A 20021-nucleotide genomic window follows, 5' to 3' on the forward strand; every position below is an offset into this window, starting at 1 on the left:
GCCTTTGGCCCGGCCCCGCGCCGCCGTCAACGGCGCGGCTGCTCTTAGAAGGTCTTGCGCACCCGCAGCTGCACGAAGGTCCGCGGATCGATGTCGCGCACCTCGACATAGTCCACCGTGCGCGGGCTGCGGCTGGCGTAGACCGTGCGGGTGACGACGAAGTCGTCCCAGATGTTCAGCTGGGCGCGGATGGCCAGGGTCGGGGTCGGCTTGTACTCGGCGAAGGCCTCGTAATAGTTCGTGCCGCGCCACTTGCTGGTCTGGTCGGGGCCGTAGGTGCCCTGGCCCAGCAGCGGCAGCCAGTTGATCCCCCACTGGGTCTTCCAGGCGACGATGTCCTGCTCGAAGCCGATATTGGCCTGGGTCGGGCGCACCTGCGAGATCGGCCGTTCCTTGCCGGTGGTCGGGTCGGTGACCTTGGTCTGGTTCCAGTCGTTCTTGAAGGTGAAGCGGCCGCCCTTGATCCCCAGCTTGTCGGTCGGGACCACGATGTTGAGCGCCAGCTTGTCCAGCGTGCCGTCGCCGATGTTGCCGGTCGCCGACAGGCCGCCGGGCAGCGGCAGGCGGTCGATGACGCCGACGATCTCGTCGTGGCGCAGGGTCAGGGCGACCACGCCCTGGCCCCAGAACCGGCGCTCGTAGGTCAGTTCCGAGATCCAGCGCTGCTCGGGCACCAGGTTGACGTTGCCGGCATAGACATTGCCGTCGCCGAACTCGGCCGAGGCGGCGAAGTCGCCGAAATCCAGCTGGCCCAGTTCGCGCTCGAAGCGGAAGCGCACCTGATGGCCGGCCTTGGGCGTCCAGGTCGCCTGGAAGCGGGGCTTGGCGTAGAAGAAGCTCTCTTCCTGGTCAGCGTCGCCCGACTGGCTGATGGTCGAGGTCTCCAGCCGCAGGCCGCCCTCCAGGGTCAGCTTGGGGCTGACCCGCCAGGTGCCCTTGGTGAAGAGCTCGCCGCGCAGTTCCTCGACCTTGACCGAGGCCGAGGGCAGGACGATCGGCGTTCCGCCCACCGAATAGGCCTGGTCGACGTCGAGCATGTTGTAGGCGACCTCGCCGCCTGCCTCGATCGTCAGGCTGCTGGAACGCTCGTGGCGGACCAGGGCGCGCAGGATCGATTCCTGGGTCTTGCCCTCGGCCGTGAAGCGCTCCTGGTCGCCGGCCACGCCGCCGACGGTCTGGCCGTAGGTGGCCACCTCGTCATAGCTGCTGAATTCGTGGATCGCCCGGGTCTCCAGCGCCCAGCGCGGGGCCAGGGGGCGGGTGTAGGTCAGGCCCAGTTCGCCGGACTTATTGTCTTCCTCGTAGGCGCTGCGGCGGAAGGCGGTGGCCGAGGCGGTCTCCTGCCATTCGTCCCAGTTGCTGATCCCGTACTTGGCCGTGGCCTCCAGCTTGCCGCCGGCGACCGGGCCCGAGAAGTTGCCACGGATGCCGGTGCTGCCGCCGTAGCCGTCGTTGAGATAGCTCTCGTCGCGCAGCAGGGCGCCCGAGGCGCTCTTGCGGGTCAGGCGGCCGGCGCCGTTGGAATCGCTGGAGCTGATGCCGTCCGACAGGGTCACGCCCCAGCTCTTCTCGCCGTTGCGGGCGGTGAACTGGTAGGAGCCGCCGTAGAGGTCCTTGCCGCCGTCGAAGATGGCGGCGTTGTAGGTCAGCACCGACTGGCGGCTGACGCCCTTCTTCAGGATCACGTTGGCGACGACGCCGTAGCCCTGCATGTCGATGCCGGGCGCGCCGCCGCGGATCAGCTCGATGCGCTCGACCTGGTTGGCCGGGGTGCGCGACAGCACGTTCGAGCCGGTGTCGTTCTTCGAGGCCGGGCGGTTGTTGTTGATCAGGATGTTGCCGACCGAACCCTCGAAGCCCCGGGTGCCGGCCCCGTCGTTGACCACGAAGCCGGGCAGGCGGTCGACCATGTCGAGCGCGGTGTTGGGGCGCAGGGTCGAGAAGAAGTCCGGCGTGAACACCAGCACGCCCTTCTGGGCGGCGTCGTCCATCGGCGCCTGGCTGGTCGGGCCGGTCGGAACCGGGACGTGGGCGGCCTGCGGCGCATCTGCGGCCTGGGCGGCGCCGGCAACGACGAACAGCGCCAGGGCGGCCCCGGCGAACAACACGGACTTGGACATCTCACTTCCCCTCAATCCCGGGGAAGGTCTTGCCGCGTGAGAGCGCCGATCTCAAATTAAACGGCTGAAATGTGGATTAAATATAGGAAATCATTACGGGAAGTTCAGGATCGGGATCTCCCATCTTGCTCTCAAACCCCGAGCTGCCTTGTCTTGCTGGTGTTCATGCGCTTTGAGAGGTCCATGAGCAGTCTTCGGGTACAGATATTGGCGGGAGACGCACGGATCGGCGACGCCGTCCTGATCCCGTCGGATCCATCCATGGGGGTGGCGTTCGCGGTGTTCGAGCCTGGTCCCGACTATGTCGCCGACCGACATGCCCGCGCGACCGAACGGCGAGAACTCATGAACGACCCCGCCGCGCTGAAGGTTTGCGACGCCGAAGGGGCGGTGCTCGTCTGTGCGGGCGTCGATCTGGTGGATTATTCCGAGACCCTCGGCGAGGAGGGGCGCGAGATCCACGTCATCGGCATCGAGCGGTTCGAAGACTATTTCGATTGACCCATCGATGACGCCCGATCTGAAATCGCTGCTGTCCCGGCGCATCCACTGGGACGACTCCCTGCCGGGCGAGCCGTTGAGGGAGCCAAACCCCTATCGCGAATGGGGCGACCTACCGCTTTTCGTTTCGATCTTCGACCACAGCCTGTCGGAGGAGGAATGCGCCGCCGAGGCGTTCATGTTCTACGGCGACGCGGTGAAGAGAGGCCACGTGGCGGCCTATCTGGAGGGCGAGCGGCGCTTCGAGGCGTTCTATGCGGAGCTTGCCCGGGAAGGCGCCTATGTGGCCGACGGCTGGCGGCGGGGCCGTCGTTTCTTGCCGGCGTCGAGTGGCCGCTTGACGCGCATCGTGCGCGACAGCCTACGTGAACGCTCCGGCTTTCGTCATATGGACGTGGTCTTCGCCGCCGCCCCTGTGCGGGTGATCGGCGGTCATGACCGCACCGACGTGTTGTTGCCCGAGACGATCGTCGCCCGGGACGAGGTGTTGGCCGCCGTCAGGCGCCACGGCCTCCATGTCCTGCCGCATGAACCGGGGGCGGCCTGAGCCTTACCGCGTCTTGTAGATCTCCGCCTCGATGATCCCCAGCGCCCCGCCAGCCTTGACCTTCTCGGCGCCGGTGTCGAAGCCGGCCTTGGCGCCGGTGATCTCGACGATCTTGCCAAAGCCGTCGCGGTCGGCCGTGGCGCCGGTCAGGGCGATGCGCAGGCGCGAACCCTTCACCGGCTTCAGGGGCAGGGTGACGTAGCCCAGGCTCTTGGGCGCTTCGCCCTCATAGACGACCTGGCCATCCATGGTGATGCGCAGCGGATAGGAGCGCAGGCGCCAGCCGATCAGCTTCAGCACCACCTCGTCGGCGACCTGGGGCTTGCCGAGGTCGTATTCGATCCAGGCGTTGGCCAGCTGGCCGTCGCTGGCCCAGTGGGTGGTCTCGTCATCGTCGGTGGTCGCGCCGGCGGTCTCCGCGTTCGAACCGGCCAGGATCTTCGCCGGCTTGAGCGTGTCGCGGCGGACCTTGAACGCGGGCGTTGCGGGCGTCGGGCCGCGCGCCAGGCTGACGGGGAGCAGCGGCGCCTCGTTCGACGCGGCGACGGCGTCCAGCGTGATGGTCGCCGGCTTGAGGCCTTCGGCCGTGGCGGTCACCGTCACCTTGCCGGCCGCCAGGGTCGAGCGCAGGGCCACGCGGTTGACGCCGCCCTCGACCGGCAGGGCCTTCGACAGGATGTAGTTGTCGTCCTTGCGGTTGGCGCCGGCATATTGAGTGACGGCGTCCACGCCCGCCGGGCCCTTGGTCACCGGCTCGCCCGAGGCCGAGACCGGCGTGTCGGTCGGCTTGGCCGCGCTCTTGGAGTCGCCCTGGGCGATGCCGCCCCGCCACTCGGCCGGACCGGCCACATCGAAGGCAACCATGTTGAGCGCCGTCGGCACGCGGCGGCCTTCGCTGTCCACCGCCTCGACATCGACCAGCGCCACGTCGGCGGCGTCGGCCTTCCAGCCGCCGGGACCGGTGCGCGGCGTCAGGCGCAGGGCCACCGCCGGACCCGTCGTGACCCGCTCGTCGCGCGCGGTCTCCTTGCCCTTGGCGTCGCGGGCGATCGCGACAAGCGTTCCCGGCGCATAGGCCACGCCCTTGAAGGTGAAGAGGAAGCCGTCCGACTTCGCGCCCCGGCCCAGCGACTTGCCGTTCAGCACGAGCTCGACGCTGTCGGCGCTGGACACCACGGTGACGTCCTTCACCACGCCCGCCGCATAGTTCCAGTGGCCGACGATGCGGGCGCGGGGCTTTTCGACGTCGACCCAGCCGTCCCACATCACCTGGTGGGCGTAGAAGCCCTCCTTGGGGATGCGCATGGCGTCCACCTCGCCGCTGCGGCGGTAGTTGTTGTCGCCGCGGAAGTGGGTGTTGCTGTCGGAGAAGATGATGTTGACCCCGCCCGAGCTGACCCGCTCGCCGCCGCCGGGCCGCTCGCGCCAGTAGTCGAACCAGCGGCGCACGGTCTCGGCGACCATGCTGTCCTGGTTGCGGTTGTAGTCGGGGCTGTCGGCGTGGAACGGCGCGGTGAAGGCGTCCTGGAACTTCCGCGCCGACTCGTCGCGGGAATACTCCATCGCCCACACCGGCTTTCTGGCGCTCTTGTTGATGTAGAGCATCTCGCCGCCGTACTCGGCGACCTTGCTGTCGAGCATCTCGCGCGAGCCGATGGCGCGGCCGCCGTGCGGGTCGAACTGGTCGCGCACGGCCTTCAGCTGAGCCATGTGGTCTTCGCTGATGTTCTCGTTGCCGCCCTCGTAGAAGACGATCGATGGGTTGTTGCGGAAGGCGATGATGGCGTCGCGCATGGCCTCGACCCGCTGCTCCCAGCGGCGGCCGCTGACGTCGCTCTCGGCGTCGCCCGCCGGCATGGCCTGCAGCAGGCCGACGCGGTCCGACGACTCCACGTCCTGGCGGGCGGGGGCGATGTGCATCCAGCGCACCAGATTGCCGCCGCTCTCGACCATCAGGCCGTTGGAGAGGTCGCTGATCCACGGCGGGATATCGGTCCCCAGCGCTGGCCACTCGTTGCTGGTGCGCTGGGCGTAGCCGTGCACCTGGATTGCGCGGTCATTGAGGAAGACGGTCCCGTTGCGGAACTCCGTCTTGCGGAAGCCGGTGCGGGTCAGGGCGCTGTCCACCACCTTGCCGTCCTCCACCAGTTCGGTGGTCACCGCATAGAGATAGCCGTAGCCCCAGCTCCAGAAGTGCAGGTCCGAAAGCCGCTTGCTGGCCGAGACGGTCTTGGTCTCGCCCGGCGCGATCGTCACGGCCGGGGCGGTGAACTGGCCGGCCGGCTTGCCGTCGACGTCCTTCAGGGTGACCCGGTAGCTGAAGGTGCGCGGCCCCGCGCCGTCGTTCCTCACCTGGCTCTCGGCATGGACGGTGGCGGCGCGGCCCTTGATGTCGAAGCCGTCGGCCCAGACGTAGACGCCGGTGGTGCCCAGGCTGGAATAGAGCGGCAGGGTCTGGTGCAGGTCGCCGGTCAGGTGCAGCCGCACCGCCCGGTGGATGCCGCCGTAGTTCACATTGAAGTTGTTGTTGTTCCACTGGAAGCCGCTGCCGGTGGCGCGCTCCTTGTACTTCCAGTCGTTGTCGACCCGCACGGCGATGACGTTCACGAACGGGGCGGGCTTCAGCAACTTGGTCGCATCCACGCCAAAGGCGGTGACCCCGTTCTCGTGGCCGCCGGCCAGCACGCCGTTGACGTAAACGTCGCCGGCCTGGCGCACGCCCTCGAAGTCGAGGATCGCCCGACCGCCGACCGCCGGGCCCTTGTCGGCCGGCAGCACGAAGCGCTTGCGGTACCAGGTGATCCCGGTCGAGTGGTCGTGGATGTCGCGGGCGAAGGCCTCGTCCTCGTTGAAGGCGCGGGGCAGGGTGACCGGCTTCCAGGCGGCGTCGTCGAACTCGACCGCCGCGGCGCCCTGGACGTCGCCGGTCGTCATCCGCCAGCCGTCGTTGAACGGGGTGTCCAGGCGTTGGGCGAGGGCTTGCGTGGCTGTCAGGCTGAGCAGGCCGGCCAGGCCCAGATGGGCCAGCGAACGGGGCATCGAACGGTTCTGGGGGCGCCGCATCAACCTCTCCCAAGCTACTCGTTATTGGTCAGGCCAATTTATCGTTGGGCGCAGATGTGGCTTGACCGCCATCCATGTGTCAAGTCGATCTCACAATTGTGGATGACATCCCGTATTGTGAGATGCGGTGACCGAGTCGATGCCGGCTGGTCACCGCCGCGAGCCTGCGCTATACGCCGCCGCGATGACCCGCACGCCGCACCACCACGGCCACCACCACCATCCGACCTCGCCTCGCGGGATCGGCCGGGTCCGCACGCTCTAACCAGCGCACCCAGCCAGAGCCCCGCCTAGCGGATGGGGCTTGCTAAGCGCCATCCGTCGAAGCCTAGAGATTTCTAAGGACCGACGATGACCGACGCCGCCGACGACGCCAAGACCCAAGACTTCCGCCCCGAGGCCCGCGCTCCCCGCGGCTTCACCGACAAGCGCGCCCGCGACCTGCGCGCCGAGAAGTCGATCCTCGAGGCCGTTTCGGCCGTCTATGAGCGCTACGGCTTCGAGGCGCTCGACACCGGGGCCTTCGAATATGCCGACGCGCTTGGCAAGTTCCTGCCCGACAGCGACCGCCCGAACGAAGGCGTCTTCGCCCTGCAGGACGACGACGACCAGTGGATGGCGCTGCGCTACGACCTGACCGCGCCGCTGGCCCGCTTCGCCGCCCAGAACTGGGAAACCCTGCCCAAGCCGTTCCGCCGCTACGCCTTCGGTCCGGTGTGGCGCAATGAAAAGCCCGGCCCCGGCCGCTTCCGCCAGTTCATCCAGTGCGACGCCGACACCGTCGGTTCGGCCCGCCCGGAAGCCGACGCCGAGATCATCGCCATGGCCGTCGAGGGCCTGGAGGCCGCCGGCCTGCCGCGCGGCGCGGCGGTGCTGAAGATCAACAACCGCAAGCTCCTCAACGGCCTGCTGACCGGCGCCGGCGCGACTAGCGAAGGCCAGAAGCTGGCCGTGCTGCGCGCGGTCGACAAGCTGGACCGCCTGGGCGTCGAGGGCGTGCGCCTGCTGCTGGGCGAAGGCCGCCTGGACGACAGCGGCGACTTCACCAAGGGCGCGGGCCTGGCCGGCAAGGCGATCGACTCGGTGCTGGATTTCGTCCAGGCGGGGGTGGGTGGTCGCAGCGCGACGCTCAACAACATCGCCAAGGTCGTCGCCGGTTCGGCCGAGGGCGACGAGGGCCTGGAAGAGCTGGCCAAGATCGACGCGGCCCTGACCAGCCTGGGCGTCGCCGACGACCAGGCGATCATCGACCCGTCGATCGTGCGCGGCCTGGAATACTACACCGGCGCGGTGTTCGAGGCCGAGCTGCTGCTCAGCACCACCGACGAGAAGGGTAACAAGATTTCGTTCGGCTCGATCGGCGGCGGTGGCCGCTACGACGATCTGGTGGCCCGCTTCACCGGCCAGCCGGTGCCGGCCACGGGCTTTTCGTTCGGCGTCTCGCGCCTGGCGGCGGCCCTGCGAGCGGCCGGTCGCGAGCCGGCCAGCGCGGCGCGCGGTCCGGTCGTGATCATCAATTTCGACCAGGCGCACATGGGCGAATATTTCGCCGTCGCCGGCCAGCTGCGCGCGGCGGGGATCCCGGCCGAGGTCTATCTCGGCACCTCGGGCATGCGTCCGCAGATGAAGTACGCCGACCGTCGCCTGTCGCCGGCCGCCATCATGCTGGGCGGCGACGAGATCGCCGCCGGCACGGTGACGATCAAGGACCTGGACCTGGGCCGCGAGCTGGCCTCGGGCGTCGCCGACAACGCCGCCTGGAAGGCCGAGCGGCCCGGCCAGCAGACCATTCCGCGTGGCGACCTTGTCGCCGCCGTCAAGAAGATCATCGGGGGCTGATCCGTTGAGGCTAGAGCGTTCCATCCCGGCGGAGGCGCTCGACGCCATCCGCGCTCCGTTCCTGTCGGCCGGGGCCGTCCCGACCGACGCCCCGGTGTTGCAGCCCCTGGGCCTGCTGCTGGACTTGGCCGGCGAGGCCATGCGCTCGCGGCTGTTCGTCGTCTCCGGCGACGGCGGCGACGAGGCCTGCCTGCGTCCGGACTTCACCGTCGCCGTCGCCCGCCAGCACCTGGCTTCGGGCGTCGAGGCCGGCCGCTACCTCTATGAAGGCAAGGCCTTCCGCGTCGCCCCGCGCGGCAGCGACCGGGCCGAGGAGTTCCTCCAGATCGGCGTCGAGGCCTTCGAGGCCGCCGATCCCGTGGCCGCCGACGCCGAGATTGCCGCCCTGGCCTGGGCCGGCGCCTCGGCCGGCGGTCGCGACGACCTGACCCTGCTGCTGGGCGACGTCGGCCTCTTCGCCGCTTTCGTCGACAGCCTCGATTTGACCCCGCCGCTGGGCGCGCGGCTGAAGCGCACCTTCTCGCGTCCGCGCCAGCTGAAGGCCGAACTCGAGGGCGAGGCCGCCCCCGGGGGGAGCAGCGAACGCAGCCGCATCGCGGCCCTGCTGGCCGGTCTGCCCGAAGCCGAGGCCGCCGCCGTTCTGCAGGAGCTGTGGTCCCTGGCCGGCATCGAGCCGGTCGGCGGCCGTCGCCCCGCCGAGATCGCCCATCGCCTGGTCGAGAAGGCCGAGGTGGTGAAGGCCGGCCGCCTGTCGCCGGCGGAAGCCGACAAGGTCCGCGCCTTCCTGGCCGTCGGTGATGCGCCGGACGCCGCGCTGGACGCCATCCAGGCCCTGGCCGGTCCCAACCGCGCGCCGCTCGACGCGGCCATCGAAGGCTGGCGCAAGCGCCTGGCTGGCATGGTCGCTCGCGACGTTCCCGCCGAGCGCCTGGTGCTGAACGCCGCCTTCGGGCGGGCCTTCGGCTATTACGACGGCTACCTGTTCGAGGTGCGCAGCGCCGCTCTCGGCGAGGAACGCCCGGTCGCCGCCGGCGGCCGTTATGACGGTCTGCCGGCAAGGCTCGGGGCCGAAACGAAAACCGGGGCTGTCGGCTGCATGGTGCGCCCGGCCCGCGCCTATGCCGGAGGCGGCGAATGACCACCGACACCCCGATGATCTTCGCCATCCCCTCCAAGGGGCGCCTGAAGGAACAGGTCGAGGCCTGGCTGGCCGAGTGCGGCTTCCGCGTCGAGATGACCGGCGGCGCGCGCGGCTATTCGGCCGAACTGTCGGGCCTGCCCGGCGTCTCGGTGCGCCTGCTGTCCGCGGGCGACATCGCCGCCGGCCTCGACAGCGGCGACCTGCATCTCGGCGTCACCGGCGAGGATCTGCTGCGTGAGCGCGGCGACGACATGGACAGCCGGGTGATGCTGCTGCGCGCCCTGGGCTTTGGCCGCGCCGACCTGGTGGTGACCGCGCCCAAGAGCTGGCTAGACGTCGACACCATGGCCGACATCGACGAGGTCGGGCACCTGCACCTGGCCAAGACCGGCCGGCGCCTGCGGGTGGCCACCAAGTACGTCACCCAGACCCGGGCCTTCTTCGCCAAGCACGGCGTCGCCGACTACCGCATCGTCGAGAGCAGCGGCGCCACCGAGGGCGCGCCCGCCGCCGGCGCGGCCGAGCTGGTGGTCGACATCACCACCACCGGCGCCACCCTGGCCGCCAACGGCCTGAAGGTGCTGTCCGACGGCGTCATCCTCAAGAGCCAGGCCCAGCTGACCGCCTCGCTGGTCACGCCGTGGACGGAAGGCCAGCTCGACTGTCTGGCCCGTCTGCTGTCGGTGGTCGAGGCCAAGGGCCGGGCCCGCACCCTGGCCACCCTGGTGTGGCCGGCCGAACAGGACGTCGCCGGACAGGCGGCCGTCGCGCCGTTCGTCGAGGCCGGCGGCTCGCGCCGGGCCAACGGCGCCCTGCTGGCGACCGGCGACCTCTTCGCCGCCGCCGCCGCCCTCGCTCAGGCGGGCGTCGAGCCGGTAACCGTGTCGCGTCCCGACTACGTGTTCGAATCCCGCTCGGCGGTGCTGGAGACGCTGAAGGGTCGCCTGGTGGTTGATATTTGACTAGTATGTCAAAAATTACCGAACCAAACGGTGATTAGTTTGACTTCGGCGTCCAAACTACGGGTCTGATGTCAAAAAAACGTCGAAACCCTTGTGGAATCTAGATCGTTGCCGTTGACACGATCTCGGTTTTGCCGTTTTCTGACTGGGCAAGAGAGAAACGGGTCCACAGAGAACCCCCTCTCTTCGGCGTTTCGGGGAGGAAACGCCCGCCTAGATCGAATGATCGAGAAATAGCCAGGCCCGCCGCGATTATCCCCCGCGGCGGGCCTTGGTGTATCTGGGCCCTGCTTTCCATTTTCGACAAAAGAGTCAAAAACGGCGAACAAGCGTTTTAGCTTGAGCGTTAATGTTTTCCCTCTCCCCTTGCGGGAGAGGGTGGCCCCGCGGAGCGGGGTCGGGTGAGGGGCTGCACGAACAGAAACGCCGCGACGGCTGTTCAGCTGTCGCGGCGTTTTGCGTTTGAGAGACCCCTCATCCGTCATCCTTCGGATGACACCTTCTCCCGCAAGGGGAGAAGGATCAAACCCGCGCCAACCGCCCGTCCTTCAGCCCCAGCGTCGCCGTCTCGCCGGCCCGCAGCGACAACTCCACGCTCTCCCCGCCCAGCTTCACCACGTGCCTGCCCGCCTTGGCCGCCGTGATCCTCGCGCTTTCCAGCCGCCCGTCGCGCCAGCGCACGTCGACGCCGACCGCCCCGCGCGCCTTCAGGCCCGTCATATGCCCCGTCGGCCAGGCCGAGGGCAGAGCGGGCAGCAGGTGGATCGCGCCGTTGCGGCTTTGCAGGACCATCTCGGTCATGCCCGAGGTTCCGCCGAAATTGCCGTCGATCTGGAACGGCGGGTGGGCGTCGAACATGTTGGGATAGGTGCGCTCGGGGCCGAGCAGCAGCTTCAGGATCCTGTGGGCGTGGTCGCCCTGGCCCAGCCGCGCCCACAGGTTCAGCCGCCAGGCGATGGCCCAGCCGGTCGAAAGGTCGCCGCGCGTCTCCAGGGTCTTGCGGCACGCCGCCGCCAGGTCGGGCGTGGTGTCGAGGCTGATCTGGTCCGACGGGAACAGGCCGTAGAGGTGCGAGACGTGGCGGTGATGGATGTCCTTGGCGTCGGCGTCCCAGTCCTCCTGCCACTCCTGCAGCTGGCCGTCCTTGCCGATCTTGTAGGGCGCCAGGCGGTCGCGGGCGGCGGCGAACTCGGCGGCCTGGGCCGCGTCGACGCCCAGGACCTTGGCTGCGTCGATGCAGGCGCTGAACAGGTCGCGGACGATCGCCTGGTCCATGGTCGGTCCGGCGACGATCGACGAGCCGTGGCCGTGGTCGTTCTCCGGCGAGATCGACGGGCTGGTCACCAGTTTTCCGCTCTTGGGATCGACCACCAGGGCGTCGACGAAGAACAGGGCCGCGCCCTTCAGGGTCGGATAGACCGTGGCCAGATAGGCCGCATCACGGCCGTAGTCGTAGTGGTCCCACAGGTGCTTGCACAGCCAGGCGCCGCCGGTGGGCCAGACGCCGAACTTGGCGCCGTCGATCGGGGCCGTCGCCCTCCAGAGATCGGTGTTGTGGTGGGCCACCCAGCCGCGCGCGCCGTACATGCCCTTGGCCGTGCGGGCGCCGGTGATCGCCATCTCCCGCACCATCGCCACCAGGGGCGCGACGCACTCGGACAGACCCGTCGGCTCGGCCGGCCAGTAGTTCATCTCGGTGTTGATGTTGATCGTGTATTTGCCGCCCCAGGGCGGGCTCATCTTGTCGTTCCAGATGCCCTGCAGGTTGGCCGGCTGGCCGCCGGGGCGCGAGCAGGCGATCAAGAGGTAGCGGCCGTACTGGTAATAGAGCGCCGCCAGGGCCGGATCGTCCGTGGTCGGCGAGGCCTTGATGCGCTCGTCGGTAGGGCGGGCGGCGGCGGCCGTGGTCCCGAAGTCCACCGAGACAGCGCGGAACAGCCGGCGGTGGTCGGCGCGGTGGTCGGCCAGCAGGGCCGTCCACGGCTTGCGGGCCGCCTTGGCCAGCACCGCCTTGTTGGTCGCCACCGGATCGCCGGAGACGTCGTCGAAGCGGCGGTAGCTGGTGGCCGCGGCGACCAGCAGCAGCACCTCGTCGGCGCCGCGCACCGACACGGCCTTGTCGCCTGCCGAGACCTTGCCGCCCCTGGCCACCACCTTGACCCGGCAGTCGACCTTCAGCGCGCCCTGGATGCCGAAGTGCGCGCCGTTGCGGCCCGACAGCACCAGGGTGTCGCCGCCCTCGACGGTCACCGTCGGCTTCAGCGGACTGTCGAAGGACAGGTCCAGGGCGATGGCGCCGCGCCTGTCAGCGGTCAGGCGAATGGCGATCACCCGGTCAGGCGCGCTGGCGATCACCTCGCGGCCATAGGCGACGCCGTCGTGGGCGAAGCGGGTGCGGGCGGTGGCGGCGTCCAGATCGAGGTCGCGCAGATAGGCGTCGGCGGTCTCCGGCAGGCCGGGGAAGGTGAGGACCAGGTCGCCGAGGGTGTTGTAGGGCTGCTGCCGCAGGGGCGTGGCCATGAACTTGGCGTTGGCCAGGTCCGTGGCCGCCGCGTAGTCGCCGACCTCGATCAGGCGGCGGATCTGCGGCAGGGCGCCGGCCGCCTCGGGGTTCACCGGGTCATAGGGCCCGCCGCCCCACAGGGTGTTCTCGTTGAGCTGGATGCGCTCCCTGGCCACGCCACCGAACACCATGCCGCCCAGGCGTCCGGACCCGACCGGCAGGGCCTCGACCCATTCCTTGGCCGGCTGGCGGTACCAGAGTTTCAGGTCGCCGGCGGGAGCCGGAGGCAGCGGCGTCGCGAGGGCCTCGCCGGCTAGGATCGCGGTCGCGGAGCCGCCCAGCAGGGCGTGGCGTCGGTTGAGCTGCATGGAGCGTCGGTCCCTTCCCAAGGCGCGCGCCTGTGTCCGGCGCTTCGCGGGCATCAACTCATGGGAGCGCTAACATTACAAGATGACACCGGGGGACATTTTCGCTGACCGCGCTGTCAGATCCGCCGCACGGGTTGCCGCAGAAGGGTTCGGAGCTTCTCGGGGGCGACCTTGCGCGGGTCGCCCAGATAGACCTCGTGGTGCCGGCCCGCGAAGGCGTAGCCGCCGGCGGGCATGATCTCGTCGTGCAGCCTGGCCAGCAGCGGACCCTCGTCGTCATAGGATCCGATGTGCAGGGCCTGGAGGCAGAGACCCTCCTCCAGACGCTCGAGCCGCAGGCTTTCCGAGACGGCGCCGAGCTTCCTGGCGGCCTTGGCGCGGGCCGACTGGAAGGTCGCCTCGTCTACGTGGTCGGGGACCATGATCATCATCGTCCAGTCCCACTCGTGCTTGCGCCGGGCGGTGAAGCTTTCAGGATCGGGCGCCGACCACAGGCCCTCCAGCGGCGCGACGACGAAGTCGCGGCCGTCGGCCTTGTGGGCGAACTTGATCGTATAGGCGGTCGCATAGAGGCTTTCGACGGCGAGCCGGTAGGCCGGGACGGTGTTCGGATCGCCGTGGCCGTCGACCATCAGGTAGGAGACCGGCGGCGCCTCGATCGTCTCGAAGCGGCCGAGGGACGCGGTGAACAGCGCCTTGCGCGTCTTCTTCAGATCCAGCTTTTCCATGGGCCCATCGGGGCGCTAGAGCCCCAGCCCCTCCACCGTCTCCGGCTTCAGCCGCTCGGCCGCCTTCGCCGAGATCCCCACCGCCTTGCGGGCGTCGAGGTCGAAGGTGATGGCGCTGACGGTCGAGGTGGCCCAGGCCGCGCCGGTGGCGGGATCGAGCAGCCAGTGGGCGCAGCGCAGGACGCGGCCGTCGGCGCCCATCAGGCCCGAGCGCACCTCCAGCCGGTCGCCCAGGCGCGGCCAGGCCCGATAGACAATCCGGTATTCCAGCACCGCCCCGCCGACCCGGCCGGGCGCGGCCTCCGCCGCCTCGGCGACGATGTCGCGCAGGGGAGCGATGAAGGCCCCGATGCCGTCGGAGACCCGGCCGATGAACTGTTCGGCCCGCATCCGTCCGAAGGCGTCGACCTCGCCGGTCGTCAGGGCGCCGAGGCTGATGCGGGTCAGGCCAAGGTCGTTGGCGCGGGCCAGGCTCGCCTGCGAGACGACCGGCGACAGGTCGACGCTGCGGGCACGGGCGCGCTCGGGAACCTCGACCGCCAGGGCCTTGGCCCGTTCACGGACGATCGACGGCCAGGGGAAGGCCTCGCCCTCGCGCGGGGTGACGTGGGCCACCGTGGTCTGGAAGGTGGCCGCCAACTCGCCGGTGGCCGAATGGACCAGCAACTGCAGCAGCTTGGCCTCGGTCTCGCCGATCTCGATCACCCCGCCCAGCATGTGCAGCGGCGCGCCGGCGTGGGCTTCCTTGAGGAACCGGATGTGGTGCTCGCGGACCACCAGGGTGGCGTTGGCGTGCGGGGAGAAGGCGTGCGGCAGGCCCATCTCGGCCGCCAGTTCCACGAGGCCCTCCATCGCCCGGACGACGTAGAAGCGCACGTTCATGTGCCCCATCTCGTCGCAGTCCCAGGTGTTGACGCCGCCGCGCCAGATCTCGACGCCTGGCAGATCTGGGGCGGTGGTCATGCGGATTCCCTCAATTCGAGGTCAGCCTAGACGGCTTTTCCGCGCCGCCGCAATCGTGGAAGGCCGAAGCCTATTCCCTACAGTCCGCGCACTTGCCGTGCGCCTCGATCGTCACGCCGGTCAGGGCGTAGCCGGCCGCCGAGCCCGCCGCGATGATGTCGGCCGTGGCCGCCGGCTCGAACTCGCGGGTCGCGCCGCAGCAGTCGCAGATCAGGAAGGCTGCGGCATGCCCGTCGGCCTCGCGTCGGCAGGCGACATAGGAGTTGAGGCTCTCGATGCGGTGGGCGAAGCCCTGCTTTTCCAGGAACTCCAGCGCCCGATAGACGGTCGGCGGCTTGGCCGGCGGGCCGTCGACGGCGAAGCTGGAGATCAGGTCGTAGGCCTTCACCGGCTGGCCGGCTTCCAGCAGCAGCTCCAGCACCCGGCGGCGCGGCGCGGTCAGGCGCTGGTCGGACGCCTGGCAGCGCGCCTCGGCGGCCGCCAGTTCGGACGCCAGCGCGTCGCCGGCGACGCCGTGGTGATGATGGTCGTGGTCGCACGCGTTATGGGCCATGCCCTATCAGGTAAAGCCGGGCCGGGGCGCGTGCAAGGGCGACGGCCCGGCCAAAGAAAAAGGCCCCCGGAGCGGTCGCTCCGAGGGCCTCGTTCATCACGTCAAACCAAACGGCTTACTTGCCGAACAGTTTGTTCCAGCGCGGCTTCTCGCGGCCCTTCCAGGCTTCGCGGTGGTAGGCGTCGCTGGCGATCAGCGGCACCACGGTGGTGGCTTCGGCGAAGACCATCTGTTCGTAGGTGGTCGAGACCTTGCCCCACGAGGCGGCTTCCTTGAGGGTCGAGGACGAGCAGGCGCCGTCGCGCACGTCGGCCACCGTGATCTGGATGGCGTACTTGTGCATGTCGGCTTCGACGCCGAGGATCTCGGCGCAGACGACGGTGTCCTGGGCGAAGTTCTTCGGCACGCCGCCGCCGACCATGAACAGGCCCGTGGTGCCGGCCGCGATCTTGACGTCGGTCAGTTCACGGAAGTCGGCCACGGCGTCGATCATCAGGTAGGGCGCCTTCTCGGCGATCTTTTCCTTCTGGTGCTTGACCAGGCCGAAGCCCGCCGAGCTGTCGACGAAGGCCGGGCAGAAGATCGGCACGCCTTCTTCGTAGGCGGTCTGGATCAGGCTGCCTTCCTTCTTGGCGTTGCCTTCCGACAGCCACTTGCCCATCTCCCAGATGAACTCGCGCGAGGAATAGCCGCGCGGCTCCAGGCGGTTGCAGATCTCGAGGATCGTGTGGTCGCAGGCCTGCAGTTCTTCTTCGTCGATATAGGTGTCGTAGATGCGGTCGATGTAGTTGTCGCGCAGCACGTTGTCGTCGACCGGGCCGGCGGCCTGGTAGTGCTTGAAGCCGAGGGCTTCGAAGAAGTCCATGTCGACGATCGAGGCGCCGGTGGCGACCACGGCGTCGATCATGCCGTTCTTCACCATGTCGCGGTAGACGTGCATGCAGCCGCCGGCCGAGGTCGAACCGGCCAGGATCAGCCAGGTCGAGCAGCCCTTGTCGGCCAGGGCCATGTTGAAGATGTCGGCCGCGCGGGCGGTGTCGCGCGAGCTGAACGACATCTTGCGCATGGCGTCGATGATCGGACGGGCGTCGTACGACGTGATGTCGACGTGCTCGACCACGTTCTGGAGGAGCTCGGCCTTTTGGTTGTTCGGAACGGGAGCGTTCATCGCTTCGGTTTCCCTGACTTTGGACGCCCGTCGTTGATAGGAACCCTTCGCCGGGACGGAGCGACCGACGGGGGAAACAGGTTTTGCGCCGCGCTGGCCCCCTCAGTCGCTCCGCGACAGCTCCCCCAGAGGGGGAGCATCTTGGCGCTCCAAATCCTCCCCCTCTGGGGGAGGTGGCCCAGAGGGCCGGAGGGGGTCAGCACGGCGTTTGAGAGAACTAAACGCCTAAGACGTCAAATCAGCGACGGCGCTTGCGCTTGCCGGCCGCGCCCTTCGGACGCGAGAAGCGAACGACCTTGCGTTCCTCGGTCTCGGTGCGGACCATCGGGATCGAGCGCTTGGCCAGGCCGTACATCGAAGCCATTGGGGCGTCCTGCACTTCCACGGTGTCGGTTTCGCCGAAACCGTTGAAGCGGGTCGACATCGCGACGCCATAGGCGCCCAGCATGCCGATCTCGATGTAGTCGCCTTCGTCCACGCTTTCCGGCAGCCAGAACGGGCCGGGCATGTGGTCGACGCTGTCGCAGGTCGGGCCGTAGAAGCGGAAGGGCTTGAGGCCCTCTTCCACCACTTCGCCGTTCTTGCGGTACAGCTTCACCGGGAAGGGCCACTTCATGTGCGCCGCGTCGAACAGCGAGCCGTACGACCCGTCGTTCAGATAGAGCGCGTCGCCCTTCTTCAGCTCGACCTTGACCAGCAGCGACGAGGCCTCGGCGCACAGGGCGCGGCCCGGCTCGCACCACAGCTGCGTGGTCTCGTGGACCATCATCTCGGCGAAGCCGCGGTCGATGGCGGCCAGGTATTCTGACAGATCCGGCGGGACCATGCCCGGATAGATCGACGGGAAACCGCCGCCCACGTCGACGACGTCGGCCAGCACGCCGGCGCGCACCAGCGCCCGCGAGGCCTGGGCCATCGCCGCCTGGTAGGCGGTGGGGCGCATGCACTGGCTGCCGACGTGGAAGCTGACGCCCATCAGGTCCTGGGTGGACCGGCGGGCGGCCAGCAGCAGGGGCGGGGCCGTATGCAGGTCGACGCCGAACTTGCCCGACAGCGAATAGGCCGCGCCTTCGGCCTGCACGCCCATGCGGACGATCAGGTTCAGGTCCTTGGCCTGGCCGGTCGAGTCGATGATCTTGGCCAGCTCCTCGTGCGTATCGAACGAGAAGGTGCGCACCCCGTGGTCGAAATAGGCGGCCGAGATGGCGCGCCGGCTCTTGACCGGGTGCATGAAGGCCATGCGCGAGCCGGGGGCGTGTTCGGCCACCAGTTCGATCTCGGCCACGGAAGCGACGTCGAACGATCGCACGCCGGCCGTAACCAGTTCGCGGATCACCCACGGGGAAGGGTTCGCCTTCACCGCGTAGAAAACATCGCCTTTGAATTCAGACTGGAACCAGCGCGCCGCTACCGACACCGCGTCCGGTCGCACGAGTGCGACAGGACGTTCCGGTGACCGCTCGCGGACCAGGTCCAGGGGCGTGTGGTACGTGGACAATGCACGTAACCCCCTGTTGGAAGTTAAACCCAGGCCGGCGTTAGCAGCGCTTTAGAGGACTTCGGGTCCGCCGGAGCCGAGCGAGATAGGGGCAATGGACAGGGATGTAAAGTCCCTTTTGAACCGACCGTTCCCCGACCGCCCCCCGCCGCCTCGGGGGGCGAATTGATCCACCGCATGTCACAAATCCGTTGCGCGGCGCACGCAAAGCAGGGAACGGATTTGCCCGCGTCGGAAACCACGTTAAGGATTCGTCCCGACCATGACGTCGGACCCAGTTCTCTCGATCCGTTCCGTCTCCAAGACCTTCGGGTCGCGGAAGGCCCTGAACGCCGTTTCGCTCGACGTCGCGCGGGGCGAGATGATCGCGCTCATCGGTCCGTCCGGCTCCGGAAAATCCACCCTGCTGCGCTCGATCGACGGTCTGCAGACCATCGATGACGGGAACGGGGCGATCACGGCCTTCGGTGGTCCCGTGCAGGCCAGGGGCCGCGTCGAGGACCAGGTGCGCAAGGCGCGCATCCGCATCGGCTTCATCGCCCAGCAGTTCAACCTCGTCGGCCGGCTGTCGTTGTTCAGCAACGTCGCGCTCGGCTCGCTGGGCCGCATCCCGCTGGTCCGCGGCCTGCTGGGCTGGTGGCCCAGGGAAACGCGCGAGGCGGCCATGGCCGCCCTGCACCGCGTCGGCATCTCCGACTACGCCGGCCAGCGCGCCAACACGCTTTCGGGCGGCCAGCAGCAGCGCGGCGCCATCGCCCGCGCCCTGGTCCAGAAGGCCAAGATCATCCTCGCCGACGAACCGGTCGCCTCGCTCGATCCGGTTTCGGCCCGCAAGGTCATGGAGATCCTCCGTGACCTGAACGCCAGCGACGGCCTGACGGTCATCGTCACCCTGCACCAGGTGGACTACGCCCTGCGCTATTGCGACCGGGTCGTGGCCCTGAAGGCCGGGCAGAAGGTCTACGACGGTCCGGCCGACGCGCTGGACCGTGACAAGCTCATCGACATCTACGGCCCGGAATTCGAGGACGTGTTCTGGGAAGGAGCCCCGCAATGATCCGCCGCAGCCTGATCGCCGGCCTCACGCTCTCCGCGCTGGCGCTCGCCGCCTGCTCGGGCCCGTCCGAGGCCCCCAAGGCGACCGACACGGTGACCTTCTCGATCCTGTCGACCGAGTCCGCCCAGAACATGGAAAGCTACTGGGGTCCGATCCTGGCCGACATGGAAAAGCAGACCGGCCTCAAGGTGAAGCCGTTCTTCTCGTCCAACTACTCGTCGCTGATCGTGGCCATGGGCGCCAAGCAGACGGACCTGGGCTGGTTCTCCAACCAGTCGGGCCTGGAGGCCGTGCGCCGCTCGAACGGCGAGGTCTTCGCCCGCACCTTCGATCCCTCGGGCGTCGACGGCTACAAGTCGGTGATCATCGTGCCGAAGGACAGCAAGCTGACCCTCGAGCAGCTCCTGAAGTGCGACAAGTCGCTGAACTTCGGCATCGGCGACAAGAAGTCGACCTCCGGCACCCTGGCCCCGATGACCTACGTCTTCATCCCGGCCGGCAAGAAGCCCGAGACCTGCTTCAAGACCGTGCTGACCGGCAACCACCAGGCCAACCTGTTCGCCGTGGCCAACGGCAAGCTCGACGCGGCCACCAACAACACCACCAGCCTGCGCCTCAACGCCGACCGCAAGGACGGCCAGGCCGATCGGGTCAAGGTGATCTGGGAGTCGCCGACCCTGCCGGAAGATCCGATCATCTGGCGCAAGGACCTCGACCCGGTCGTGAAGGAAAAGCTGCGCCAGTTCTTCCTGACCTATGCGCAGGGCGACACGCCCGAGGCCCAGAAGCAGCGCGACAACCTCAAGCGCCTGTCGATCGGCGGTTTCAAGCCGGCCGACGACACCCACCTGCTGACCGTCCGCGAGATGGAGGCCCTGGAGGGCCTGGGTCTGGCCAAGGAAGGCGGCGACAAGGCCAAGGTGGCCGCCGCCGAGAAGGCCCTGGCCGACATCCGGGCCCAGCGCCTGGCCGCCGAGGCCAAGGCCGGCCTCCCGGCCGCGAACTGATCT

16 protein-coding genes are annotated in these 20021 nt (G+C 68.7%); 8 read left to right on the plus strand and 8 right to left on the minus strand.

Annotation, left to right across the window (positions count from 1 at the left end; all coding sequences use genetic code 11):
* Positions 1-44: 44 nt before the first annotated feature.
* Positions 45-2120 (minus strand): TonB-dependent receptor plug domain-containing protein, encoded by a 2076-nt coding sequence (locus AC07NG_RS03735; RefSeq protein WP_494592270.1) that lies wholly within the window; start codon positions 2118-2120, stop codon positions 45-47.
* A 183-nt stretch (positions 2121-2303) separates the two neighbouring features.
* On the opposite strand from AC07NG_RS03735, the gene AC07NG_RS03740 reads away from it, so the two are divergent.
* Together AC07NG_RS03740 and AC07NG_RS03745 are read left to right on the plus strand one after the other, a co-directional pair.
* Positions 2304-2621, plus strand: a complete 318-nt coding sequence (locus AC07NG_RS03740) for a hypothetical protein (RefSeq protein ID WP_494592272.1) — start codon at positions 2304-2306, stop codon at positions 2619-2621.
* A 7-nt stretch (positions 2622-2628) separates the two neighbouring features.
* Positions 2629-3168 carry a hypothetical protein gene (locus tag AC07NG_RS03745; RefSeq protein ID WP_494592274.1) on the plus strand — a complete coding sequence of 180 codons (540 nt, stop codon included), beginning with the start codon at positions 2629-2631 and terminating at the stop codon, positions 3166-3168.
* Between the two features lie 3 nt (positions 3169-3171).
* On the opposite strand, the gene AC07NG_RS03750 is transcribed toward AC07NG_RS03745, so the two are convergent.
* Complete coding sequence (locus tag AC07NG_RS03750; protein WP_494592276.1) at positions 3172-6207, minus strand: DUF4982 domain-containing protein; 3036 nt, start codon at positions 6205-6207, stop codon at positions 3172-3174.
* Positions 6208-6358: 151 nt separating this feature from the next.
* Between AC07NG_RS03750 and AC07NG_RS03755 the strand changes: the two genes are divergently transcribed.
* The 4 genes from AC07NG_RS03755 to hisG all read left to right on the plus strand — a co-directional run bounded on the left by AC07NG_RS03755 (position 6359) and on the right by hisG (position 10173).
* Positions 6359-6496, plus strand: coding sequence for a hypothetical protein (locus tag AC07NG_RS03755; protein ID WP_494592277.1), 138 nt, complete (start codon positions 6359-6361; stop codon positions 6494-6496).
* An 86-nt stretch (positions 6497-6582) separates the two neighbouring features.
* The gene (hisS, locus tag AC07NG_RS03760; RefSeq protein WP_494592279.1) at positions 6583-8070 is read left to right on the plus strand and encodes a histidine--tRNA ligase; all 1488 of its coding nucleotides are present in this window, start codon (positions 6583-6585) and stop codon (positions 8068-8070) included.
* The gene (locus tag AC07NG_RS03765; protein ID WP_494592340.1) at positions 8036-9208 is read left to right on the plus strand and encodes an ATP phosphoribosyltransferase regulatory subunit; all 1173 of its coding nucleotides are present in this window, start codon (positions 8036-8038) and stop codon (positions 9206-9208) included. The genes hisS and AC07NG_RS03765 overlap by 35 nt, the downstream gene beginning before the upstream one ends.
* A complete protein-coding gene (gene hisG / locus AC07NG_RS03770; protein ID WP_494592281.1) occupies positions 9205-10173 on the plus strand; it encodes an ATP phosphoribosyltransferase in 969 nt (322 codons plus the stop codon). Before AC07NG_RS03765 ends, hisG begins: the two co-directional genes overlap by 4 nt.
* A gap of 522 nt (positions 10174-10695) precedes the next feature.
* Here the strand turns inward: hisG and AC07NG_RS03775 are convergent.
* From AC07NG_RS03775 to AC07NG_RS03800, 6 genes are all read right to left on the minus strand, one after another.
* Entirely contained in the window at positions 10696-13044 is a 2349-nt protein-coding gene (locus tag AC07NG_RS03775; RefSeq protein WP_494592283.1) for a glycoside hydrolase family 95 protein, read from the minus strand.
* A 116-nt stretch (positions 13045-13160) separates the two neighbouring features.
* Positions 13161-13772: a GyrI-like domain-containing protein gene (locus AC07NG_RS03780; protein WP_494592285.1), complete on the minus strand. Its 612-nt coding sequence runs from the start codon at positions 13770-13772 to the stop codon at positions 13161-13163.
* Between the two features lie 15 nt (positions 13773-13787).
* Positions 13788-14735 carry a thioesterase family protein gene (locus AC07NG_RS03785; RefSeq protein ID WP_494592287.1) on the minus strand — a complete coding sequence of 316 codons (948 nt, stop codon included), beginning with the start codon at positions 14733-14735 and terminating at the stop codon, positions 13788-13790.
* Between the two features lie 70 nt (positions 14736-14805).
* Complete coding sequence (locus AC07NG_RS03790; protein ID WP_110118636.1) at positions 14806-15288, minus strand: Fur family transcriptional regulator; 483 nt, start codon at positions 15286-15288, stop codon at positions 14806-14808.
* 115 nt (positions 15289-15403) lie between these two features.
* Complete coding sequence (locus AC07NG_RS03795; protein ID WP_110118635.1) at positions 15404-16456, minus strand: 1,9-bis(guanidino)-5-aza-nonane synthase; 1053 nt, start codon at positions 16454-16456, stop codon at positions 15404-15406.
* A 238-nt stretch (positions 16457-16694) separates the two neighbouring features.
* Entirely contained in the window at positions 16695-17954 is a 1260-nt protein-coding gene (locus AC07NG_RS03800; RefSeq protein ID WP_487288984.1) for a type III PLP-dependent enzyme, read from the minus strand.
* Between the two features lie 262 nt (positions 17955-18216).
* Here AC07NG_RS03800 and phnC point away from each other — a divergent pair, with 262 nt between their 5' ends.
* On the plus strand, positions 18217-19011 hold the full coding sequence (gene phnC, locus AC07NG_RS03805) for a phosphonate ABC transporter ATP-binding protein (protein WP_494592290.1): 795 nt from the start codon (positions 18217-18219) through the stop codon (positions 19009-19011).
* Positions 19008-20018, plus strand: coding sequence for a phosphate/phosphite/phosphonate ABC transporter substrate-binding protein (gene phnD / locus AC07NG_RS03810; RefSeq protein ID WP_492854262.1), 1011 nt, complete (start codon positions 19008-19010; stop codon positions 20016-20018). Before phnC ends, phnD begins: the two co-directional genes overlap by 4 nt.
* Positions 20019-20021: the final 3 nt, after the last annotated feature.

The sequence above is a fragment of the Caulobacter sp. GW821-FHT10C03 genome (assembly GCF_059415485.1).

What these genes read in the sequence shown, in the direction of transcription:
- AC07NG_RS03735 (WP_494592270.1), bottom strand. Translation starts at nt 2,120, where the DNA reads ATGTCCAAGTCCGTGTTGTTCGCCGGGGCCGCCCTGGCGCTGTTCGTC.
- AC07NG_RS03740 (WP_494592272.1), top strand. Translation starts at nt 2,304, where the DNA reads ATGAGCAGTCTTCGGGTACAGATATTGGCGGGAGACGCACGGATCGGC.
- AC07NG_RS03745 (WP_494592274.1), top strand. Translation starts at nt 2,629, where the DNA reads ATGACGCCCGATCTGAAATCGCTGCTGTCCCGGCGCATCCACTGGGAC.
- AC07NG_RS03750 (WP_494592276.1), bottom strand. Translation starts at nt 6,207, where the DNA reads ATGCCCCGTTCGCTGGCCCATCTGGGCCTGGCCGGCCTGCTCAGCCTG.
- hisS (WP_494592279.1), top strand. Translation starts at nt 6,583, where the DNA reads ATGACCGACGCCGCCGACGACGCCAAGACCCAAGACTTCCGCCCCGAG.
- hisG (WP_494592281.1), top strand. Translation starts at nt 9,205, where the DNA reads ATGACCACCGACACCCCGATGATCTTCGCCATCCCCTCCAAGGGGCGC.
- AC07NG_RS03775 (WP_494592283.1), bottom strand. Translation starts at nt 13,044, where the DNA reads ATGCAGCTCAACCGACGCCACGCCCTGCTGGGCGGCTCCGCGACCGCG.
- AC07NG_RS03780 (WP_494592285.1), bottom strand. Translation starts at nt 13,772, where the DNA reads ATGGAAAAGCTGGATCTGAAGAAGACGCGCAAGGCGCTGTTCACCGCG.
- AC07NG_RS03785 (WP_494592287.1), bottom strand. Translation starts at nt 14,735, where the DNA reads ATGACCACCGCCCCAGATCTGCCAGGCGTCGAGATCTGGCGCGGCGGC.
- AC07NG_RS03790 (WP_110118636.1), bottom strand. Translation starts at nt 15,288, where the DNA reads ATGGCCCATAACGCGTGCGACCACGACCATCATCACCACGGCGTCGCC.
- AC07NG_RS03795 (WP_110118635.1), bottom strand. Translation starts at nt 16,456, where the DNA reads ATGAACGCTCCCGTTCCGAACAACCAAAAGGCCGAGCTCCTCCAGAAC.
- phnC (WP_494592290.1), top strand. Translation starts at nt 18,217, where the DNA reads ATGACGTCGGACCCAGTTCTCTCGATCCGTTCCGTCTCCAAGACCTTC.
- phnD (WP_492854262.1), top strand. Translation starts at nt 19,008, where the DNA reads ATGATCCGCCGCAGCCTGATCGCCGGCCTCACGCTCTCCGCGCTGGCG.